Origin of the sequence: Nitrosospira sp. Nsp14 (genome assembly GCF_900113575.1) — a bacterium.
Lineage (GTDB): Bacteria > Pseudomonadota > Gammaproteobacteria > Burkholderiales > Nitrosomonadaceae > Nitrosospira.
In genome coordinates this window covers 1-21789 of sequence record NZ_FOPV01000025.1, presented here as the reverse complement: position 1 = coordinate 21789, position 21789 = coordinate 1, and the positions used below count along the sequence as shown (strand labels likewise).

At 56.4% G+C, this 21789-nt stretch carries 16 protein-coding genes and 2 pseudogenes; 9 read left to right on the top strand and 9 right to left on the bottom strand.

Going from position 1 to position 21789, the window contains the following annotated elements; all coding sequences use genetic code 11:
* Positions 1-111: 111 nt before the first annotated feature.
* On the top strand, positions 112-1452 hold the full coding sequence (hflX, locus tag BM022_RS13775; RefSeq protein WP_091140215.1) for a GTPase HflX: 1341 nt from the start codon (positions 112-114) through the stop codon (positions 1450-1452).
* A gap of 164 nt (positions 1453-1616) precedes the next feature.
* Here hflX and BM022_RS13770 read toward each other — a convergent pair whose 3' ends face one another.
* Positions 1617-2165, bottom strand: a complete 549-nt coding sequence (locus BM022_RS13770; RefSeq protein WP_091140214.1) for a lipid-binding SYLF domain-containing protein — start codon at positions 2163-2165, stop codon at positions 1617-1619.
* A gap of 201 nt (positions 2166-2366) precedes the next feature.
* Between BM022_RS13770 and BM022_RS16165 the strand changes: the two are divergent.
* Positions 2367-2782, top strand: a pseudogene (locus BM022_RS16165) (transposase); the annotation flags it as partial.
* Between the two features lie 17 nt (positions 2783-2799).
* On the opposite strand, the gene BM022_RS13760 reads toward BM022_RS16165, so the two are convergent.
* From BM022_RS13760 to BM022_RS13735, 6 genes are all read right to left on the bottom strand, one after another.
* Complete coding sequence (locus tag BM022_RS13760) at positions 2800-5490, bottom strand: MMPL family transporter (RefSeq protein WP_091140212.1); 2691 nt, start codon at positions 5488-5490, stop codon at positions 2800-2802.
* Positions 5491-6426: 936 nt separating this feature from the next.
* On the bottom strand, positions 6427-8841 hold the full coding sequence (locus BM022_RS13755) for a spermine/spermidine synthase domain-containing protein (protein WP_091140211.1): 2415 nt from the start codon (positions 8839-8841) through the stop codon (positions 6427-6429).
* Entirely contained in the window at positions 8841-9545 is a 705-nt protein-coding gene (locus BM022_RS13750) for a protein-L-isoaspartate(D-aspartate) O-methyltransferase (protein ID WP_091140209.1), read from the bottom strand. Before BM022_RS13750 ends, BM022_RS13755 begins: the two co-directional genes overlap by 1 nt.
* 108 nt (positions 9546-9653) lie before the next feature.
* Complete coding sequence (locus BM022_RS13745; RefSeq protein ID WP_091140207.1) at positions 9654-10232, bottom strand: YMGG-like glycine zipper-containing protein; 579 nt, start codon at positions 10230-10232, stop codon at positions 9654-9656.
* Positions 10233-10246: 14 nt separating this feature from the next.
* A complete protein-coding gene (locus BM022_RS13740; RefSeq protein ID WP_091140206.1) occupies positions 10247-10732 on the bottom strand; it encodes a hypothetical protein in 486 nt (161 codons plus the stop codon).
* 84 nt (positions 10733-10816) lie between these two features.
* The gene (locus BM022_RS13735; protein WP_177191738.1) at positions 10817-11167 is read right to left on the bottom strand and encodes a hypothetical protein; all 351 of its coding nucleotides are present in this window, start codon (positions 11165-11167) and stop codon (positions 10817-10819) included.
* Between the two features lie 499 nt (positions 11168-11666).
* Here BM022_RS13735 and BM022_RS13730 point away from each other — a divergent pair, with 499 nt between their 5' ends.
* A complete protein-coding gene (locus tag BM022_RS13730; RefSeq protein ID WP_091140204.1) occupies positions 11667-11987 on the top strand; it encodes a hypothetical protein in 321 nt (106 codons plus the stop codon).
* Positions 11988-12046: 59 nt separating this feature from the next.
* Complete coding sequence (locus BM022_RS13725) at positions 12047-12598, top strand: hypothetical protein (RefSeq protein WP_091140203.1); 552 nt, start codon at positions 12047-12049, stop codon at positions 12596-12598.
* Between the two features lie 88 nt (positions 12599-12686).
* On the opposite strand, the gene BM022_RS13720 is transcribed toward BM022_RS13725, so the two are convergent.
* On the bottom strand, positions 12687-13841 hold the full coding sequence (locus BM022_RS13720; protein ID WP_091140201.1) for an NAD(P)/FAD-dependent oxidoreductase: 1155 nt from the start codon (positions 13839-13841) through the stop codon (positions 12687-12689).
* Positions 13842-14253: 412 nt separating this feature from the next.
* On the opposite strand from BM022_RS13720, the gene BM022_RS13715 reads away from it, so the two are divergent.
* From BM022_RS13715 to BM022_RS13695, 5 genes are all read left to right on the top strand, one after another.
* On the top strand, positions 14254-15138 hold the full coding sequence (locus tag BM022_RS13715) for a 2-hydroxy-3-oxopropionate reductase (RefSeq protein WP_091140200.1): 885 nt from the start codon (positions 14254-14256) through the stop codon (positions 15136-15138).
* 44 nt (positions 15139-15182) lie between these two features.
* Positions 15183-16637 (top strand): FAD-linked oxidase C-terminal domain-containing protein, encoded by a 1455-nt coding sequence (locus tag BM022_RS13710; protein ID WP_091140199.1) that lies wholly within the window; start codon positions 15183-15185, stop codon positions 16635-16637.
* A gap of 21 nt (positions 16638-16658) precedes the next feature.
* Positions 16659-17753 (top strand): glycolate oxidase subunit GlcE, encoded by a 1095-nt coding sequence (gene glcE, locus BM022_RS13705; protein ID WP_091140198.1) that lies wholly within the window; start codon positions 16659-16661, stop codon positions 17751-17753.
* A 1-nt stretch (position 17754) separates the two neighbouring features.
* Positions 17755-19041, top strand: coding sequence for a glycolate oxidase subunit GlcF (gene glcF, locus BM022_RS13700; RefSeq protein WP_091140196.1), 1287 nt, complete (start codon positions 17755-17757; stop codon positions 19039-19041).
* A 140-nt stretch (positions 19042-19181) separates the two neighbouring features.
* Positions 19182-21482 (top strand): DNA translocase FtsK, encoded by a 2301-nt coding sequence (locus BM022_RS13695; protein WP_091140194.1) that lies wholly within the window; start codon positions 19182-19184, stop codon positions 21480-21482.
* A gap of 208 nt (positions 21483-21690) precedes the next feature.
* Here the strand turns inward: BM022_RS13695 and BM022_RS16505 are convergent.
* Positions 21691-21789: pseudogene (locus BM022_RS16505) on the bottom strand (methane monooxygenase/ammonia monooxygenase subunit C); the annotation flags it as partial.

The following is a 21789-nucleotide window of genomic DNA, read 5'->3' as shown; positions in this document are numbered from 1 at the left end:
TTGCTTAACCGGCAGCAATAAGCATGGTTGTAAATTGCATACTAAGCGCCGGCGGCCATTACATTTGCAGGTATTATCTGCATTCGCCCACTCAAGGTATGCCATCCCCTAATGCAAAGAGAAGTTGAAGAGAAATCCAGATATGCCGTCGTGGCCGCCGTACAACTGCCGAGCGTGAGCGATAACGAGTTCGAGGCGTCCCTGACCGAGTTGCGCGAACTCGCAAAAACGCTAGGGTATGAGGTCGTCCGCACGTTCGTGCAGAAGCGCTCGGGCTTCGATACGACGGCATACCTAGGCGCCGGCAAGCGCCGGGAAATACGCAGCTTCGTGAACAACGAACCCGCCGAGTTCGAGGGAATAGTCGCTAACGCTGATAGCCGGGATATCGATACGATCTTGGTTGACCACGAGATCTCACCATCGCAGGCGCGCAACCTTGAAAAGGAGGTGGGCTGCGAGGTAATGGACCGCACTATGGTTATCCTCGAAATTTTTCATCGCAACGCTCGCTCTCGCGCTGCGCGCGCCCAGGTGGAGATCGCGCGTCTCGGGTACATGGCGCCGCGCCTGCGCGAGGCGGCGAAGCTCGCGGGGCCGCAAGGGCGGCAGCGCAGTGGCGTCGGTGGCCGGGGAGGCGGCGAGTCGCACACTGAATTGGACCGACGCAAGATTCGTGACCGCATCGCCGAACTTCAACAGGAAATCGCCGCGATGGATGTCGAGCGCAAGACGCAGCGTGCGCGGCGGCAACAGCGTCAAGGGTTGGCGAGCGTGGCGCTCGTCGGCTATACAAACGCCGGAAAGTCCACCTTGATGCGGGCTCTAACGGGAAGCGAAGTGCTGGTCGCGAATAAACTCTTCGCTACGCTTGATACGACAGTGCGCGCCCTCCACCCGGAGAGCATGCCACGCGTGCTCGTCAGTGACACGGTCGGTTTCATAAAGAATTTGCCACACGGGCTCGTCGCCTCGTTCAAGTCAACGCTAGAGGAGGCGCTTGATGCATCCCTGCTGCTCCACGTCATCGATGCAAGCGACCCCGGGTTTGAGCGCCAGCTTGAGGTCACCGATGGCGTGCTTGAGGAGATCGGTGCGAATGTCGTGCCGCGCATCCGCGTCTTCAACAAGATCGACCACGTCGGCGATGCAACGGCGCAAGCTGAACGCGAAGCGGCGTTGCAGATACAGTACCCGGATTGCGTCGTGATGAGTGCACGTCGCCCGGACGACGTCGCGAAGCTCCACCAGGCAATTGTCGCGTTTTTCCAGCAGAATCTGGTTGAGGCCGAGCTTTTTCTGCCCTGGTCGGCACAGCAACTGCGCGGGGGAATCTACGCAAGCTGTCAGGTGCTTGAGGAGCACTCGGACAGTGAGGGCGCCTTCTTTCGGGTCCGCGGCGAGCCCCATGCCGTGGAGAACCTGCGCGAGCAGTTCAGCCAGGTGCGATAAATCCAGCGCTTTTGATCCAAACAGGGCTGATTTCTAACCGCGGGGAAATCATACGCGACCCCGGGCCTCCAGCCGGAGCGCTATCGAGCTAGAGCTGGGGCGTGATCCGCGCAACAAGGGCCAAATCGTCTCTGAATCTACCTGCAGAAATTGAGCTATAGCGGTCACTTCTCGATCTTCGTGATCTTGTTACCCTGGAGGCCAAGCGCGGCCATCGCACCCTTCTGGTCAAAAATGAACGCGTAGATCTTGTCCTGGGCGGTCGTCGTGGTCGTGGATTTCCCCATGCCTTCGTCCGCAACCACGACGGAGGGTCCAACGCCGATCTCGAAACCGTTGGCCTGATCAAGGGCCTTCAGCGTCTCGTTGTTCAGAAAGAACAGTGCGTAGCCGTACTTCTGCCCGCCTGCCTGCAGACCAACCGACGCACCGGCCGTATTGTAGTAGCCGGCTGCCTTGCCGCCTTTGAAAAGCACACCCTCGCCGTACTGGCCGCCGACTCCCAGACCCGCTTTCACAATACCGGGGAAAACGAGCACTGCGACCGCGTTCTTCCCGATTCCTTTGGCGCCCGGGTTTTTTGAATAGAGACTGTTGAGCGCGGCCTGTCCATCCCGGCGTAGCTCGTCCGCCGTTGCGGCTATGGCTGTCTGGACCGGAATGAGGGTTGCTGCTACGAAGGTTGCAACGATGGTAAATGAGGATAGTTTCATAGCTTTCTCCTTAAATGAGAGGTCTATCACGGATTTCGTCAACGCCCGCCCCGACATTACGAGCTGCAACGAATAATTAACTATAGTATTTTCTATGGTGAATTGCTGATCCGTTCAAAAAATAAGCGGCTTTGAAAGTAGAATTTTCTCAATGAATAGAGGAAGTTTTACATAAAGAAATCATGATTTTCGGAAAACCAGATCATTGCCATTCTCAAGCAGGCAGAGGCCGGCACCCCGGTACCTGAGCTGTGCCGCGAGCACGGCATGAGTTCAGCGCTGTTTTACAAATAGCACAGCCGGTATGACGGCGTGGACGCGTCAATGATGACGCTTTTGAAGGAGTTTGAAGAAGAGAATCGCCGTTTGACGAAGATGTGCGCCGAGGAGCGACTCAAGGCCGAAATTGTGGCCGGGGCGATGCTAAAAAAATGGTAGCGCCATCTCGACACCGGGAGATGGCGCTATGGGTAATCAAGGAAAAGGCGGTCAGCGTCCGGCTTGCCTGTCAGGCGTTTGGTATCAGTTAAACCTGCTACCGATATCAAGCCAAACTGTCTTCAGAGAACAGCGAAATCGCGGACTGGCTGATTCGTCTGACGGCGGATCAGCGAAACCAGGATAGACTCCGGATTTACCCGGTTTTGCCCTTCCTTTCGAGGCGTTCTGCCTCATGTATCGCCTTTTTCGCCAACACTAATTTGCTTAATGCAGGAAGGATAATAAACGTACAAACCATGATCCAGAATATGCCTATGGCGATCAGTAAGCCCATGCTCGAGATTCCTGCATGCGGCGAGAAAGCTAGCCCACCAAAGCTGGAGGAGGTGGTCAGGGCTCCATAAAATATTCCCCTGGCGGTGCTGGACTGGTAGATGTTCTCCTCTTCAGAGGGCACATCGTGCAGCCTTACAAGCATGTGGATGCCGTTATCGACCCCCAGACCCAATAACAGTGGCAAGGCGATGATGTTGGCAAAATTGATGGGGGTGTTGGTGATGACGGCACTAGCCATGGTGAACAGCCCTGCCAGTATGAGTGTCGCCATGACCAGGATCGTATCTACAATGTTGCGTCGGATCGCGAGCAAAACCAGTGCGATGGCGACCAGGGCAATCACGATAGCCTGCTTGAAAGCGGCAGTGACTTCCCCCATTGATTCCCAAAATATGATCGGCAGGCCGGTTGTTAGCGGTGCGACCGATTGCACTTCCACAATGAATTCTTCCAGATTGGCTAGATGGTTCAGGTCCTTTTTAGGAAAGATCTGGATGCGGTATAACCCGTCCTTGCTCAGCCACTGATCTTTGATATCGGGGGGGAGATCGCTCAGGGTGGTTTCCTGGGCCTCGAGGCTGGCCGACAATTCTTTCATGAGCTGCGGTAGCGTCCCGAGCAGGGTAGTCTGGATTTTTTCGACGAAAACTCGCCGGCCAGGTTCTGGCCGTGCATCAATCTGGGTGAGAATTTCCTGCAGTTCCGTCTTCAAGCGAGTTAACGATTCTCGGTCGCGAACTGTGGCTCGTTGCGGGAGGAGGATGTCGATGGTTTTTATCAGACGGCTGATGCCCGGAACCGGATCGGTATCAATTTTTAGCTGGGGGAAACGCTGTAACTGCGGGCCAAGTATCAGCACCAGTTCTTCAATCAAGGCCAGTTTTTCATCCTGGTTGGCGGGCTGAAGATCGAAAAGGCTGATGGTTTTACCGACGGAGGGTAATGCCGACAGCCTTTGCTGGAGCGTCTTGGTACTGTTTTCATCCTTCGCCAGGATATTCAACGCCAGCGGCGTGGTTTCCTCATCTTTCGATAGTTCTTTGAACGCGATAACCGATTCGGTATTAGGGTCGCGAAGATTGATCGGATCAAAATCAATTTTCACATTAAATGCCAAAATGATTGAGATCAGGGCCATAACGAAGGTGGCAACGGCAACTGGCTTGTCGTAATGGAGTGGCAAGGCAGAAATTTTTTTTGCCAGGTTTGAAAATACGTTCTGGCCCTCCCGGGATCCGAACTTCCGTGGAGCCGGAGCAATTTTTAGGAGCGCAGGTAAGGCGATCAACGTGATTGACAGGCAAATAAACAGACTGGTCCCTGCCAGCAAGCCAAGCTCGGAAACCCCCTTGTAATTAGTCGGGATAAAGGCGTACAGGCCTATGGATGTAGTCCCCGCGGCTAGTAAAAGCGAAGGCGCTACTGTCATGAAAGCGGCGCGGAGCGCCAAGTCTTTGTCAACAGTGTCCCGCAGATTGTCCTTATAGCGTAAGCAAAAGTGGATCGCGTATTCCACCCCCAAGCCGATATTGGATACTGCAAAAGCAATTGAGATCAGATTCAGTTCCGTTACGGCCAAAGCCGCAAAGGCCCCGCAAAAAACCATGCCAACCGCAAGCGTCAGCAACGTGGCTACCGTGAGTAAAACGGACCGGTAGGCAACCAATAAAATACATAGCACCACGACAACGGAGAAAACACTAGCCGTAAAAGTGCCAGCGCTGATGCCTGCAAGTTCATCATCTTCAAGGCCGACTTCGCCGGTCACCCAAACTTTTACAGGCGGCAGACCGGGGTCCTGGATATCTGCAGCTGCTTTGCGGATCGCCTCAATTGCGCCCTCGGCGGGGCGGATTTCAGAGTAGTCGAGCTTGGGCGAGACGATAATAAACTCTTTATTGGAACGCCTTTTCTTCTCGGCGATCAGCGACTGCCAGGAAAGCAAAGCATTTTCGCCATTGGTCGTCCTATGCAGAACGTTTGCGATCTTGTCGGCCAGCGTAGCTAAATCGACAGGCACAACCTGGGCCTTGTCTGCTGCCTTCTTGTCAGTGGCCTTCAGGGCATCCTCAAAAATAGAAAAAAAACCGGTCAAAGTTGGTTCATGCGCAATTCTTCCGATAAAGGGCTGGGCGGCGGCTAGGTCGTTGGATAACGTCTGCAATTCGGCACTGTCCAGATAAAGCAGACCGTTCTGACGAAAAAATTTGTTGTCGTTAGGGATGTCGGCCGAATTTATATAATCCGTGTTGTTGCGGAGCAGGCTCAACAGCCTTCTGCTTGCGGTTTTAGTCAGTTCAGGCGTATCCGACTCAACCACCAGCAACAGCGTGCTCAAATCCTGTGAAAAGGATTGCTCATAAAGCTGACGGTAATGCTGAAAAGGCGCATCGGGAGCAATCAGCTTGGCGGTGTCAGTATCAATGCGCAGATGGCCGACTGTGTACTGGGCAGCGAGAATACCGAGCGCAACCAGTATCGACAGCACCGTAAAAGGGTGGCCCAGCGTCCAGTTTCCGAGCAATGTGTAGGCGCGTGTTGTTAACATACTTGGTCGATTGGGTTTGGCTGATTCATGCTAATCCGGTGTGACAGTATGGTGCAGAAGATACAATTACCGGTGCGGCAAAGGTCGCGAATCATGGCAATTTGCGCGGATCAGCTCGCAGGAGCAGTCCGCGCTGAGTTCGGGCGTGCCAGCCTAATCACATAATCGCCCATCGGATGGGCTGCTTACAGTATAGAACCGTTTTGGGCTCGTCCTGAGCGATCCGGCGCAGCTGTCGGATCGCCGATTACTGCAGCCTATGCAACTGCTGCTTCGCGTAATCTCAGCGTACCTCGGGTCGTATCCCTCGGTGTCGGAGGCTCTTACATATTTTAACCGGAATATCCTTTTCCGCAGAAACATACCCATGTGCGGACAACGGTTATTATTGGAGGGCGCAGCTGCCGCGAAACTTGCCTCAAACGATGAACTGGATACGGAAAGGCACCATTTCCTCCACGTTGGGGGAATTTGTTGATCGTTGTGAGCGGATATGAGTATACGGCCCAACCAGGACGGGTGCGCACTTGGGTTGGGAAAAGACCCGCTTTTCCTATTCTTTCTGGACGGTTCATTAATGTCGCGGCCGTTACAATCCAATTTTGCCTTGACCGATGAAAGAGTTGAGAGATTTATTAGCGTAACAGTGTCTGGGCGGAAACGAGTTCAAAAGGAGATGGCAGGCGGCACTTTTATAAGGAGTTGGTGTTGTAGGGTTTGCGTCCTGTTGAACCGTCGTCTCCCGCGCGATACCGGAGCAGACGCCGCTCGCTCCGTTTACGGTTATCTCTCCTGCGACTCAAAGCGCCGGCCCGACGCCAATAATTTCCGAATGGGCTCCCGTGACTTGGCTCCCTCAGACCGGGCAGCTTTCCAACACGTCGCTGCTTGATTCACGGCAAGATATCGCGGGGAGTAGCTCGCCCGAAGTTTAAGTTAAGCAAAACCGCGCAAGGCAATTGCAGCCAAGCCGTAGATCAGGACGGCCAGGATAATCACCGCGGCAAAGCCCAGGTGGATAGCGAGGAGTGTCGCGAGGACAGCGCCGACTACCGAGGCGAAGCCATTGATTGCCCATGCCCAGGGTATGCTGTCCCTCGCTATATTTGCTAGCCGCATGGTGCCCGTCGGGAAAGGCATTCCCATGCATAACGCCAAGGGCGCGATCAACGCAATAGAAATCGCGATTTTCGCGGTATCGGGCAGGTGCATTAGCATATCGAAAATCCTTGGCAGGACCACGAGATAGGTTAGGGCGATGGCTGCCATGACACTTATACCCAGCGGCAGATAGCTGTTGCGGATCTTTGTACTCTGCCATTTCCCGGCCAGCCAGCTTCCCGCAGCGGCGAAAACCAGGAATGCGCACAACACAACCGCCACCGCATATAACGGGTGAGCAAGAAAAAGCACGAATTTCTGGATGAAGGCGATTTCCATGAACATGAATGCCAGGCCGATGGCGAGAAAGTACAGCGCAACCGGCGCGGTGGGCAAGGCACGGCGGGCCCGAGATACGGCCAACGGAACCAGAATCAGCAGAACACTTGCTACAAATGCCTGTATCAACGTCGCGACCAGCAGCGGATAGCTCCAGTCGAGCAGTGGCATGCCGCCCTGCTCCCGCAACGAGAGCAGTTCCGCAGCGGCACTCCATTTGAAGAATCGGAAAAAATAAGGACGGTCGTCCGTCGCCGGCTCGATGTAGAACTTGTATCGCTCGATAAAATCCTGCCGCTGCGGACCCAGCAGCGCCATCGCTCCCTCGTAGAAGTACGGTCGCGCCAGAAGGTTGTAATGGTTTGCCTCATCCGCTGGCATCCCTGGATAGTATGCGACGTCAAAAGAACGCTGGCGGCAGAACTCCTTGACCGCTTCGATTTCAACCGCCGTAAAATCGCTGTTCTTCACCAGTATCGTAACGGTTTTCCATCCCCTGATCATAACGAGGCGTGCAGCGGGGTTGGGCACATCGTCTTTCTCCAAAGCGATCACGGCCGTAGCGAACAGCTTCAGTGCATCGCGGGGGGGGAGGGAAAGCCATCGGGTGACAGCCAGAATTCCGCCCGGCGTGAGACGGCTCAAGTAGGTCTGCAAAGCCTCAACCGTATAAAGGTAGCTCTCGCTCAGTCCGTACAGTCCCGCAGAGGCGACGCCGAACGAGTCTAACAGTGCCACTTGCACAAGATCATAGCGGTTGGCGCTCGTATTGGCGAAACCGCGTGCCTCTGCTTCGTGCACGTGCACCTGGGGTCGGTGGTAAACGTCACCGGCGAATTGCCTGAAACGCTGCGTGACCAGGCTGATGACGTTACGATCAAGCTCTACTGCGTCCACAGCGGCTGAGCCATGATAGAGCGCCTGCAGTACGTCACTGCCGGGACCGGCGCCCAGCACCAGCACATGCGGCGGTTTGTGCGACTGCTTGAGTACATGGTATGGCAGCGCTGACGTAAGCTGGTCGAGGTAGGCAAGTGGCTCCAGGTCGCCATTGAATTGTGTCAGCGCCGAAGGACCATTCCCATCCACGAACACGCCCAGCTGGGGCGGCGGTTCGTCGGTGGCGTTGAGGCTCATCCCTGGTGCATGGCGGAATGGAATGCGAGGACTTTCCACCACCGATACCTCTCCCAGCGGACTGGAGCGCTCTTCAATCAATCGCGTCCCGGCAATATTCATCGTCTGGCTCAGATCCTTGTAGGGGGAAGGAACACCTTGAAGCCATGTGCTGGGTACAACCACCGCGACCACAAACGCCAGTCCGAGGAAAAAGCCCATCCATTTTCGCTGCATCTTCATCTCGAAGACGGCAACGGCGGTAGCGAGCAAGGCAAGCGCCGTCACGACGGCCAGCGCCTTATGGGGGGGCACGAGAAACAGTATTGCGATAATGCCCAGGCTGCCGATGCCCGCGCCTAGGATATCGCAGGCATAGATACGGCCGGCTTGGTTGGCGAAGTGCCACATGACCAAGCCGATACCCAAGCCTCCGCAGAAGAAGGGCGCCATCATTAGTAAATAAATCGCGAGTAGGCCGGAAAGCTGGGTTCGATCCCATAGCAGTTCCAGGGGATTGAAAGGAACCTGTTGGGCAAGAAGAAAAGCCGCAGGCATCAGAACAGCCATTCCCGCAATGGCTATGACATAAGCCGTTCCGACATGCGGAGCGACTTTGTCTTTCAGCAACGTTAGCGCTGTACCGCTTGCCCCATACCCGAGCATTGCAGCGCTGATGATCATGTACGCAAAGTGGTGCCACAGAACAATGCTGAACAATCGCGTCAGCAACACCTCGTACGCCAGGACGCAGGCCGAGAGCAGCCCGATGGCGATGAGCGGCGGGCGCGGCATTAGTGTCCCCCGGTCAGGGGGACGAATCTTACCGGTTCAATTTGGCGGCTGGTCACGGAACCGTCGAGCTTTTTTTCCACCAGCATCAGATACTGCGTCATAAAACTCGCGCCCAGCGGAATGACCATGCGGCCGCCGGGTTTAAGCTGCTTGAGCAGAGGCGGCGGCACGTGGCTGGCAGCCGCAGTAACCATGATGGCATCGAATGGCGCCGCTTCCGGCCAACCATAGTAGCCGTCGCCCAGTCTTGTTTTTACATTGTGGTAGCCAAGGGACTTGAGCCGTTCCGCCGCCTCCTTGCCCAGAGGCTCGATGATTTCAATCGTATAGACGGATTCGGCGATTTCGCCCAGGACAGCGGCCTGATAACCTGACCCAGTGCCAATCTCAAGTATTTTGTCGCTGCCCTTGACCTTCAGCAGTTCCGTCATCATAGCCACCACGATCGGCTGTGAAATTGTTTGTCCATGACCAATCGGAAGGGGCTGATTACGATACCCAAACGGAGCCAACCAAGCGGGTACGAAACGATGGCGCTCCACTTTTCCCATGGCTGCGGCAACGGCGGCGGAAGGCGGCGAACTGTCAGATGCGGCAATAACCTCCTCCACCATTTTCTGGCGCAGAGCAGCATAGTCCTCTCCATGCGAGGGAAATGCGCAACAGAGAGCAAGGAGTGCGCCTAGTGCGAGCTGTGAATTCATAACTTCATTAAAGCAAATTCCTGGCACAGTGCAGGAGGAAATAACCCCCCTGCAGACTGTCCGTACCGGTGCGAGGATAATGAAGCGCGGATAACCGCCCGCCAGAACCTATCGCGGCGGTGGTGGCGCCGGAAGGCCAGGAGGTGGGGGCGGAGGTGGCGGGAAGGCGTTTCTCTGCGCGCTTCTGGCAGGCAGGCGGGGCGGATATGGCGTGCTCGTGTACTGGTTTTGGCCGGGAGTGTATGGGCTATTGCTTATTTGACCAGATACCGGAACACGATGGCCTTTGCCATACATGCACTGCATATAACCCGCGTCGTAGCGTTGCTGGTGCATATATCCGGACGCCCCGGCCGTATTAGTGCCGGCAAGGCTCCCCGCCACCAGACCCGTGCCCGCGCCGATAGCCGCGCCGCGGCCCCCGCCAAGCGCTGCACCGGCGGCAGCGCCAACTCCTGCGCCAATGGCGGCGCTCGTAACGGAGCTGGATATTGCCGCACGGTTCGGCGTCGTTCCGCCGAGCTGCTCGTGGGCGAACTGTCGGCAATAGTAATCGTCGTAGCGGAATTGCTCGAAACTTCTGCCCGAGCCTGGGAGGGACATTATGCTGGGGCCGGTCGGAATGCTGGCGCACGCGGTCAGCAAGGATATCGCCACCAAGGCCGAAAAATTGAGAATTTTTGTCATTATTGCCTTCGCTATTATTGACGAGGCTCAGGGGCAACCTGAAGCCATCCGCCGGGGCAATTTTTTACATACGGATAATAACCATCCGGCTTCCGGCAGTAATGCCAATAGTTGTCCCCCTGTGCTTGCGGCTGCACTTGCACTACCTCCTGCTGGATATAGATGGGCGGCGCAGACGGTGCCGCAACAACCGGTGGATAACCATAGTTCGGGGGATACCCGTAATAATTGGCTCTATACCCTACAGGTGGATAACCGTAAGAAGGCGCGTAATAAGGTGCTCTCCCCATGGAGCCTATGCCATACCCGATCAGTCCCATCCCCAGCCCCAGACCAAACCCGCCCCATCCTCCTCCATGGTGGTGATGCCCACCGTGATGGTGATGGCCGTGGTTATGGTGTCCATGGTGATGATGGCCATGGCCGCCCCCCGAGAAGGCGTGGCTGGCATGAATCGCCCCGAGCAGAACAAGGGCGGTAATCAATTTCGTCGTTCTCATTCCATGCCTCCATTCCATAGTTACCTTCCAGGGGAAATACTCAGCGCCTCAATTCGTCCTGTGTGGATTCGGGCCTTGAATCCCTCAGCGCGCCCACTGTTGTATATAAACCGGTGGTGCGGGCGGACCGTAACTCGGTGCATATCCGTATCCGCCGTAAGCGGGGGCATAACCCGCAGCAGGCGGGTAGCCGTACGAAGGCGGATAGGAAGGAGCCCTGTTGGCATAGGAGCCAAGACCATAGCCGAGTAAACCGAGCCCTAGCGCTAGCCCAATTCCTCCATAACCGCCTCGATGATGGTTGTGGCCGGGATGGTGCCCATGCCCATGATGATGGTGTTTATGGTGCCCATGACCTCGGCCTGCCCATACGGGGTTTGTGGACATCGACGCGAAAAGGATGAGCCCGACGCAGAACAAGTTTATTTTTTTCATTTATGTCTCCGTTAACGAAGTGGAGTTAGGCCTAACCGCCAGAAGTGCATCAGTCAGGAATCATTTCAAATGGCGGCCATGTTGCTATTAACGCGTCAATGGGAGTTTCAGTTGTCGTGCAATTCAAAAAATTTCACAAAAATTTCACAACTCATTCGAAGCGTCAGGTGAGCCGGACCTGAGCGGTGAAAATAAGCTCCAAGCGCTGGAGTAGCGTTGATTTCGCTGGCATGCTGGAGAAGTGGCCCAACCTGTAAACGTGGAGACCAGGCATTCCTTTATGGGAGACGGTGAACCGGGTCAGCGGCCCTCAGTGGCGCCGGTTCGCTATAACGATATGTACTTAAGTCCAATGGTGAGTCCGATAGGCGATACGTAAGATGAACGTAAGGAAAATAATTCGCAAAGAACCTCTTGTTCTGTATTCTACACACTCAGCTCAGCGGTAAAGAGGTTGGCAATTTTGCCTTTGGATTCAAACAGAAAAAAGGGAGCAGTCATGCGTAAAAGTGTAACGGCAGTATTGGCAAGTATCATTCTGGCATGCGGCAACACAGTGTTGGCACGCGATCATCACGACGGTACGGGCGGCGCTGGCGGTATGGCGCACGAGCACATGGGACAGCGGGGAAGCGAGAACACCAATGCTCAATGGGGTGAGGGCGCAACGAAGGGGCAGGAACGGTCGGGATCAAGGCATCAGGATGGCGAAGGAAATGGGGGAGGAGGCCATGCGAACCATGGAAAAGACAAGCATAAAGATCACGACAACGGCGGCAAGCATAAAGGCCACCACGGCAAGGATCATGCTGGGCACTAGTCTGCCTTGTGGCCGGAATCGAGCAGGAAAGTAGTGGCAGACCTTCAGAAGGAGATCAAGTGTCCAACGAATCTGTAAATTATTGGAAGCTGGCAACGATTGGAATACTGCTGGTGGGCGCGACCGCTGCGGCCACTCTGATGATTGCCGGAAGGGATTCCAAGACCGAACAACCCGAATCTCCCGCGGCGCAAGTCGAGCCGGCCCCCCCCCGCAAGGCTGGAGAGAGGGCCGCGACAGCGCCCGCGCCGGCGCGGGCGCCGCAAGCAAATAGAAACGCCGCGACGGCCGTACCACCGCCCCAAGCTGCCCAGCCAGCATATCCTCCACAGTCGATCTTGCAGGCTTGCAATCAGTACGCGAATGAGCAGGTAAACAGCAAAACAGAAGAAGTGCTCAAGAATGCTGCCTTGGGTGCCGCCATTGGCGCTGCGGTTGGCGCTGCCGGCGGTGCGATTGCAGGTGGGGGAAGCGGGGCCGGGAAGGGCGCCGCCATCGGCGGGGTGACCGGCGCGGCTGGGGGAACACTTTTCGGACTTAACGAAACCAACTCACACGATGCCCAATATCGCGAGGCCTACGCTTCTTGCATGCATTCGAAAGGGTACTGAAGCCGCAGAAGGTGTAATGGCTACTCTGTATTCGCGCGTCTGATCCGGACGTGCACCAGTCGGCGTTAAAGGCCAACTGGTGCCGGCATTATTCCATCACTGCCGGCAATTGAGCGGCCAGAGCGTTCTTTTCCTTGGTGGATGCGCCCAGCAACGCAATGCCTAGCAGTTTATCATCCCTGCTTTTAAACAATGCCTTTACGCCGTCTACGTACTCCTCGACCAGCCATTCACCCTGCGCGCCCGCATCGGGTGGGGATACGACGGTGGGACAGGCGGGCGTTTTTACCAGTACGGGCATGGCGGGGTATCGTACCGGCGTAGGAATACGGGCGAGCGTTGCCGCAAGGCCGCGCGCAGCATGCATGATCGGCATGACGAACGGGAGGACCCTGCCCTCGACCTCGGCGCAGTCGCCGAGCGCATAGATGTCCTCGTGTCGGGTTTCCAGCGAGCGGCCGACCTTAATGCCGCGATTTACCTCGATGCCGGCTGCTTCAGCCAAAGCAGTGCGAGGCCGCAGCCCTACCGCGGAAAGCACGACGTCAGTCTGTATGACGTCGCCGTTGGCGAGAGTAACGCGGAGGCTCTCATGGATACGCTCCACGCTTTGGGTTGCTGCACCCAGGTGAAAAACCACGCCCGCCGCTTCCAGTCGGCGCTGCATGTAGGCCCCCCCCGCCTGGGGCAGAAGCCGTCCCAACGGTTGGGCGCTGATGTCAACGACGCGTACACGATAACCGGCAATCGTCAGATCGTTGGCAAACTCACAGCCAATTAGGCCAGCGCCCAGAATCGTCACCTCCTTTTTTCCTTCCAGCGTTCTACGCAGCCGTTGGTAATCGTCAAGATCATTGACGGAAAGAATATCTTCCGCGCCCGCGCCTTCGAGCGGCAATCGGATCGGATCAGCTCCTAACGCAAGAATGAGCTGGCTGTATTGCAACCGTTCCCTGTTCTGTAGCGTCACGCTTTTCCCGGGCGGATCGATCGCCGTTACCCGGCTATGAGGAAGAACGGTCAGCTTCAACTGCTCGGCCATTTTCTCGGACGAGGCGGTAACGATGGACGCGGGCGTTTTGCCCGTGGCGAGCGCATTGGAGAGCGTCGGCTTGGAGTAAAACCCGCCATGATCGGATGAAATGATCAGGATGGGCGTTTCTGTGTCCAGCTTGCGGAATTCCCGAGCCACGGTGTAGCCGGCGAGACCGCTGCCAATGATGACGACAGGTAAAGAGCTCATGCTTGCGCTTCTCCTGAAGCGGAATCGGGGCGCGCCGCGTCTTCCGGGCTCTGGTCGGCTTCAAACGCGCGTTTCGCGTCCGGGGGGTGCTTGTCATGCATAAGAAGATAAAAATTGAACATGTTATTCGCGCTTGGCACTTGTAAATGTGCTGAAGGGTGAATCAATTTGATCAGGACGCATCCTAAAAGTTTAAAGAAGAACGCAATTAACAAGCTTTCGTGGCGGTTCGGACTGACAAGGCTAAGCAGCGGGCTTGTGTCAATCCCCGGTTTGCACTTTGCCGCGTATTCTGCTTAAAGGACGTCGTGAGCATCTGATTCCCTTTTTGCATGTCTCGGATTACTGCTGGTGTAAACTTTCAACCGCGCGGGTAGTTGGACCAAGCGCATATTATATAGATGAGCGCAATATGACAAAAATTGGTTTTGTCGGCCTGGGCATAATGGGGCGGCCCGTGGCTGGACATCTTATCGATGGCGGACATGAATTATTCCTGCATTCCCGTAGTGGCGTCCCCAAGGAATTGCTCGAGCGGGGTGGTCGGGAATGCTCTTCACCCTGTGAGGTGGCGCGAAACGCCGAGGCGATTATTACGATGTTGCCCGACACGCCGGATGTGGAACGGGTGCTGTTCAGCGACAATGGTATCGCCCATGGGCTGAGTCCGGGTAAGCTCGTCATGGACATGAGCACGATATCGCCATCCGAAACCGCAAAGTTCGCTGCCGCTATCAATAAGCTCGGCTGCGATTACGTGGACGCCCCGGTATCTGGTGGCGATATAGGCGCGCAAAATGCTACCCTTACCATCATGGTGGGTGCGACCGAACCCGTATTCAACAGGATAATGCCTATCCTCGAACTGCTTGGTGCAAGTATTACGCTGATCGGCCCCAACAGTTCAGGACAGATCTGCAAACTTGCCAACCAGATCATCGCGGCGTTGACCATAGAGGCAGTGGGGGAGGGATTGCTTTTCGCATCCAAGGCCGGGGCAGACCCTGCCAGGGTGCGACAGGCGCTGATGGGTGGATTCGCATCCTCTCGCGTTCTTGAGGTTCACGGCAAGCGCATGATCGAGCGTAACTTTGACCCGGGATTTCGGGTCGAACTGCATCAAAAGGATTTAGGTCTTGCTCTCTCCACTGCCCGAGCGCTCGGCATCAGTTTGCCCAATACAGCCGCCGTTCAGGAACTATTCAACTCGTGCATCGCTCACAATGGCGCCCGGCTGGACAGCGCGGCAGTGGTGCAAGTGCTGGAGAAGCTGGCAAATCATAAAATTCAGGATTAGAACCGGAGGCCCGGATTCGATGAACGGGAGTTCAACAAACTGAGATGAATGCTTTTGAGTTGGCTGCGCAGCTGCGCGCCTTTTTACCGTCTGAAGCAGTGCTGCACGAGATCGAAGACGTGAGGCCATACGAATGCGACGGCCTCTCGGCCTATCGGCAACTGCCGATGGTCGTTGCGCTCCCCCGGACGGAAGAGGAAGTAGTCGAGATTGTACGCCGATGTCATGCTGCGAATGTTCCCATTGTTGCGCGCGGCGCGGGCACGGGGCTGTCCGGTGGCGCGCTGCCCCATTCGGAAGGACTTCTGCTGTCTCTGGCTAAACTGAAACGCATACTGGAAATTGATCCCGTGGCGCGTACTGCTTGTGTGCAGCCAGGGGTGCGCAACCTGGCTATCAGCGAGGCGGCGGCGCCTCACGGCCTGTATTACGCGCCCGATCCATCCTCGCAGATAGCCTGCACCATCGGCGGTAATGTTGCCGAAAATTCCGGGGGCGTGCACTGCCTGAAATACGGGCTTACGGTGCACAATATTCTCCACTTGCGCGTGGTGACAATCGAGGGAGACATTTTGGAGATAGGCAGCGACGGGTTGGACGCCCCCGGTTACGACTTGCTTGCACTGATGAGCGGCAGTGAGGGTATGCTGGGGATCGTGACGGAGGTTACAGTCAAACTCATCCCCCGCCCGGAAAAAGCACAGGTGGTGCTGGCTGCATTTGGCGACGTCCGCGCGGCCGGAAATGCGGTAGCCAATGTGATTGCTGCCGGCATCATTCCGGCAGGTATGGAGATGATGGACCAGATCACGACCCGCGCAGTGGAGGAGTTCATTCATGCCGGTTACAATCTTGAGGCCGCGGCGATACTGCTGTGCGAATCTGACGGCGGGGCGGAGGAAGTGGCGGGTGAGGTCCGCCAGATCAATGACATCATGATGAAGAGTGGCGCAATCGACATCCGCATATCCCGCGACGAGGTCGAGCGACTCAGATTCTGGGCTGGGCGCAAGGCGGCCTTCCCGGCGGCAGGGCGCATTTCACCCGATTACTATTGCATGGACGGGACCATTCCGCGCAAGAACCTAGCAAGCATACTATCCGGCATCGAAGCGCTTTCGGCCGAGTATGGGTTGCGTTGCATGAACGTTTTTCACGCCGGCGACGGCAATTTGCATCCCCTGATTCTTTATGACGCCAACCGACCTGGCGAGCTTGAATTAACCGAGGAGTTCGGGGCCCGTATACTACAAATGTGCATTGACGCCGGAGGGACCATTACTGGCGAGCACGGGGTCGGTGTCGAAAAAATCAATCAGATGTGCGCCCAGTTCAAGCCTGGGGAGCTGGAAATGTTCCATGCGATAAAAGCCGCGTTCGATCCTTCCGGCTTGTTGAATCCCGGGAAGGCCGTGCCCACCCTCCGCCGTTGCGCAGAGCATGGCGCTATGCACGTGCATCAGGGAAAGGAAAAATTCCCTGAATTGCCGAGATTTTAAGGGCTGATCGTTCCATCGTTCATGCAATACCTCATCGATCAGTTTACCGATAAGATTCGGGCCGCCGCCGGGGAAAGAAAGCCGTTGCGCATACGCGGCGCGGGCACCAAGGATTTTTACGGTCATTTTACCCCCCTCCACCTTCACGCTCCCGGCCTCAGCGATGTCCTCGATCCCACGGCCTACACCGGAGTAGTGGATTATGAGCCCACCGAGCTGGTCGTTACTACTCGCTGTGGAACGCGCCTAACCGATCTGGAGGCCGAATTGTCGAATCACCGGCAGATGCTTGCCTTCGAGCCGCCGCACTTTGGGCCCGGCGCGACTATCGGGGGATGTGTCGCAGCTGGGTTATCCGGTCCGCGCCGCGCCACCGCCGGGGCGGCACGCGACTTCGTGCTGGGTGTGCGCATGCTCGACGGTAAAGGAGACGATTTGAGTTTTGGCGGCCGGGTCATGAAAAATGTCGCCGGCTATGATGTCGCGCGGCTGATGACAGGTTCCCTCGGAACGCTTGGCTTGCTATTGGAAATTTCCCTGAAAGTTCTACCGTTGCCGGCAATGGAGCTTACGCTGCAAATCCCGCTGACCGAGGCTGAAGCTATCCGCAGGATGAATCTTTGGGCCGGCAAACCCCTACCGATCTCGGCGACCTGTTTTTACGGCGGCCAGCTTATGTTGAGGCTCTCGGGTGCGGAACCCGCCGTAGTGGCGGCGTGTGCAATAATAGGCGGTGAAGAGGTGAGCGACGCCGCCGGCTTCTGGGTGTCGGTGCGGGAACAGCAGCATCCCTTTTTTTCGACGGGCAAACCGCTGTGGCGATTGTCGGTCAAATCGACCACGCCGCCGCTTTCGCTGCCCGGAACACAATTAATCGAATGGGGCGGGGCGTTACGCTGGCTTGCGGCTGATGATGAAGGAGAAGCGGTGCAAATAGCGGTGCGCACCGCGGCTCGCAGTGCGGGCGGTCACGCAACATTGTTTCGGCAGGCGGGGTCTTCGTTAGCGGTATTTCATCCACTTGCGCCGGGAATGATGAAGATCACCCGCCGCCTGAAGGAAAAATTCGACCCCGCCGGTATACTGAACCCCGGCAGGATGTATCCGGAATTATAAAATGCAAACCAGTCTCGCCGATTTCATTAAGGATACCGCGGAAGGACAGGAAGCAGACGCGATACTGCGGAGCTGTGTGCATTGCGGGTTTTGTCTTGCCGTTTGCCCGACATACCAATTACTGGGCGATGAGCTGGATAGTCCGCGCGGGCGCATTTACCTCATGAAACAGGTAATCGAAGGTGCGCCGGTGACGGAGAAGACGCAATTGCATCTTGACCGGTGCCTTACATGTCGTGCCTGCGAGACGGTATGTCCATCGGGTGTCCGCTACGGTCGGTTGATCGATATTGGTCGGGGTATTGTTGAAAAGAAAGTGGGGCGGGGGCTGGCTGCCGTTACGATGCGGTATGCGCTCCGTCAAACTTTGGCCAGACCGGGCGTGGTAGCAGCACTGCTGAAACTGGGAAGGACCGCCCGCCCCATACTGCCGGGCGCACTGAAGAACTCCATAGCTCTGCTCAAGCATGAAGCGTCGTTCGGTGAATCTCTTGATTACTGGCCCGCTGTGCGTCATCTACGCAAAATGCTGGTGCTCGAGGGCTGCGTCCAGCCGTCCTTGGCACCCGGTATTAACGCCTCAACCGCGCGCGTGTTCGACAGGCTGGGCATCTCGCTGATCAAGGCGCCGGACGCGGGCTGCTGCGGAGCCTTGTCTTACCACCTAAATGCCCAGCAGGAAGGATTGGATTACATGCGCCGGAATGTGGATGCATGGTGGCCGTACGTACGACAAGGAGGGGTGGAGGCGATTGTCATGACAGCCAGCGGTTGCGGCGTGACGGTCAAGGAATACGGTCATCTGTTGAGGCACGACCCTGTTTATGCGGAGAAGGCGGCGCGCGTTTCGGAATTGACTAGGGACATCAGCGAAGTCCTGGAGGCGGAAGCGCCACTGCTAGCTTCTCTATTTGACCAATTTTCCCAAAGAAAAAAAGGGGACAAGCTTGCCTTTCATTCGCCCTGCACCCTGCAACATGGTCTGCGAATTCGGGGCGTGGTGGAAAAAATTCTGACCGCGACAGGCTTCGAGTTGACAGATGTGCCAGACGCGCATCTCTGCTGTGGATCTGCAGGTACCTACTCTATTCTGCAGCCGGAGTTGTCCCAACAACTGCTCAAAAACAAAGTAGCAGCACTGCAGTCTGGCGTTCCCGAGCGGATAGCGACAGCTAATATCGGCTGCCTCATGCATATACGGAGCGGCACGCAGTTGCCGATCGCACATTGGATTGAGCTGCTGGATGAAAAGCTCCGCGATATGGATGAGCATGAACATGCGCCATAGCCGGGTGATTAAAGGAAGGAATGCAGGCCAGCTTGATCCTTGGCGCTGCTCTTCCGGTTTCCGATAACAGCGCCCGCCTGGCTTAACACTATATAATCAAGCCGGTCTCCCTAGTTTTTCTCCATGACCCGTAATTATCCATGAGCTCCGTAAACAAGCCGATGGCAAAAAAAACGGGCTCCAATCCCTTGCCGCCCCGCGCTGTCAGACTGCTCCGGGAGTCTGCCGGGCTTGCGCTCCTGGGCGTGGCGTTTTATCTGGCCCTGATATTGTATGGTTACGAGCGGGCCGATCCGGGGTGGTCGCACAGCGGTGAAACGTCCGCCGCCGGTAACCCGGGGGGGCTGGCGGGGGCTTGGCTGGCCGACCTGCTGTTGTATCTGTTCGGTGCCTCCGCCTGGTGGGTAGTGCTTTTTTTTGTATTTCTGGTGTCGTGGATTTATCACCGCATCGACGGCGGAATATTCGACCGCCGCCCCCTTTTTCTCTCCGTTGCTGGTTTTATTGTCTTGCTGACTGCCAGCAGCGGACTCGAGGCGCTGCGGTTTTATACACTCAATATAACCCTGCCTCAGACGCCCGGAGGTGTACTGGGTCTGATAATCAGCAAGAATCTGTCGCAAATACTGGGATTTACCGGCGCGACGCTTGCCCTGTTGATACTGATCGCGATTGGTTTCAGCCTGTTTACGGGCTTGTCGTGGTTGCGCTTTGTCGAGAAACTGGGTGCCTTTGTCGAGCGGAGCGGCCTGTTTTTTAAGCGACGCTGGGAGGACCGGCAAGACCGGCGGGCTGGCTTGGCGTCAGCGGTTAAACGCGACGAACTGGTGGAGATCGGAAAAAAACGTTTTCAGGAAAACCCGCCTCTGCATATCGAACAACCGGCAACCGTTATTGCCAAGTCACCGCGGGTGATCAAGGAGAAACAGACTCCGCTATTCGTGGATTTGCCTGACTCGCCCCTGCCGCCATTACACCTTCTCGATGAGCCGGTGAAGAAGGATGTTGAAGTATTGTCCAGCGACACGCTTGAGTTTACGTCGCGCCTGATCGAGCGGAAGCTGATCGATTTTGGGGTTGAAGTCAAGGTGGTGGCGGCATACCCGGGGCCGGTCATTACTCGTTATGAAATCGAGCCCGCTATTGGCGTGAAGGGAAACCAGATTCTGAATCTGGTGAAAGATTTAGCCCGATCCCTGTCGGTGGTGAGCATACGCGTGGTCGAAACCATACCCGGAAAGACCAGTATGGGTTTGGAAATTCCGAATCCCCGGCGTCAAGTGGTACGCCTGTCGGAAATATTGAGTTCCCAGGCTTATGCCGACATGGGGTCGCCGTTGACGATCGCACTGGGCAAGGATATTGGCGGCCATCCGGTAGTTGCGGACCTGGCGAAAATGCCCCACGTTCTGGTGGCGGGTACGACCGGGTCGGGAAAATCGGTCGCCATTAACGCCATGATACTTAGCCTGTTGTACAAAGCTACGCCCGAACAGGTGCGTCTGATCCTGGTTGACCCGAAAATGCTCGAATTGTCCGTGTACGAGGGCATCCCGCATCTGCTGGCGCCCGTGGTGACGGATATGCGCCAGGCAGCAAGCGCACTACGGTGGTGCGTGGCAGAAATGGAGCGGCGCTACAAGCTGATGTCAGCGCTGGGGGTACGCAATCTCGGCGGCTACAATCAAAAAGTGCGGGAGGCAAGCAGGGACGAGAAGCCGCTTACCAACCCTTTCAGTTTGACCCCTGATACGCCGGAGCCGCTGGAAGAGATGCCGCTTATTGTGGTCGTAATTGACGAGCTTGCGGACTTGATGATGGTGGTTGGCAAGAAAGTCGAGGAGTTGATTGCACGGCTTGCTCAAAAAGCTCGAGCGGCGGGGGTGCATTTGCTGCTGGCCACGCAACGTCCTTCAGTCGACGTAATCACCGGTCTTATCAAGGCCAATATTCCGACGCGGGTCGCGTTCCAGGTATCGAGCAAGGTGGATTCCCGTACCATCCTCGATCAGATGGGGGCGGAGGCGCTGCTGGGTCAGGGCGACATGCTCTATCTGCCTCCAGGAAGCGGGTACCCGCAGCGGGTTCATGGTGCCTTCGTTGCTGATCAGGAAGTTCATCGCGTGGTGGATTATCTGAAAGATCATGGCGAACCGCGCTACGTGGATGGCGTGCTGAACGCACTGGAAGAAGAGGGTGGCGGAAATGAGAATGGTGGCATGGCGGGACAGGGAACCGGGGAAGCTGATCCGCTTTACGATGAGGCCGTCGCCGTGGTACTCAAGTCGCGGCGCGCTTCTATCTCGCTGGTGCAGCGGCATCTTCGAATCGGTTATAACCGGGCGGCGCGTTTGATTGAGGAGATGGAACGCGCGGGCCTTGTCTCTGCCATGCAGACCAACGGCAATCGCGAAGTCCTTGTTCCGGCACGGAATGAGTAACTGGATTTGACCAACAGGTTGATCAAGCGGCCTGGGTTGTCCCGAAGAAGCTGGACCTTTTGCTGTCGTATTGAATCTCCACTGAACACGTAATAATTGTTATTGGTGCCGCCGCACAAATAAGATTGGGCCGTATGAAATGATAATGCCCGTTCGCGCAGTTTGCGCGAACGGGCATTATTGGTTTTGAGTCCGTGAGTCCGTCAGATCAGGGTACGATCCGGTTGTTGAGGATGACTTTGCTCTGGCCGTTCCACACTACGTCCGTGAGGTTGGAGTAGCGGGTGATGATCTGGGCTGCAATGCC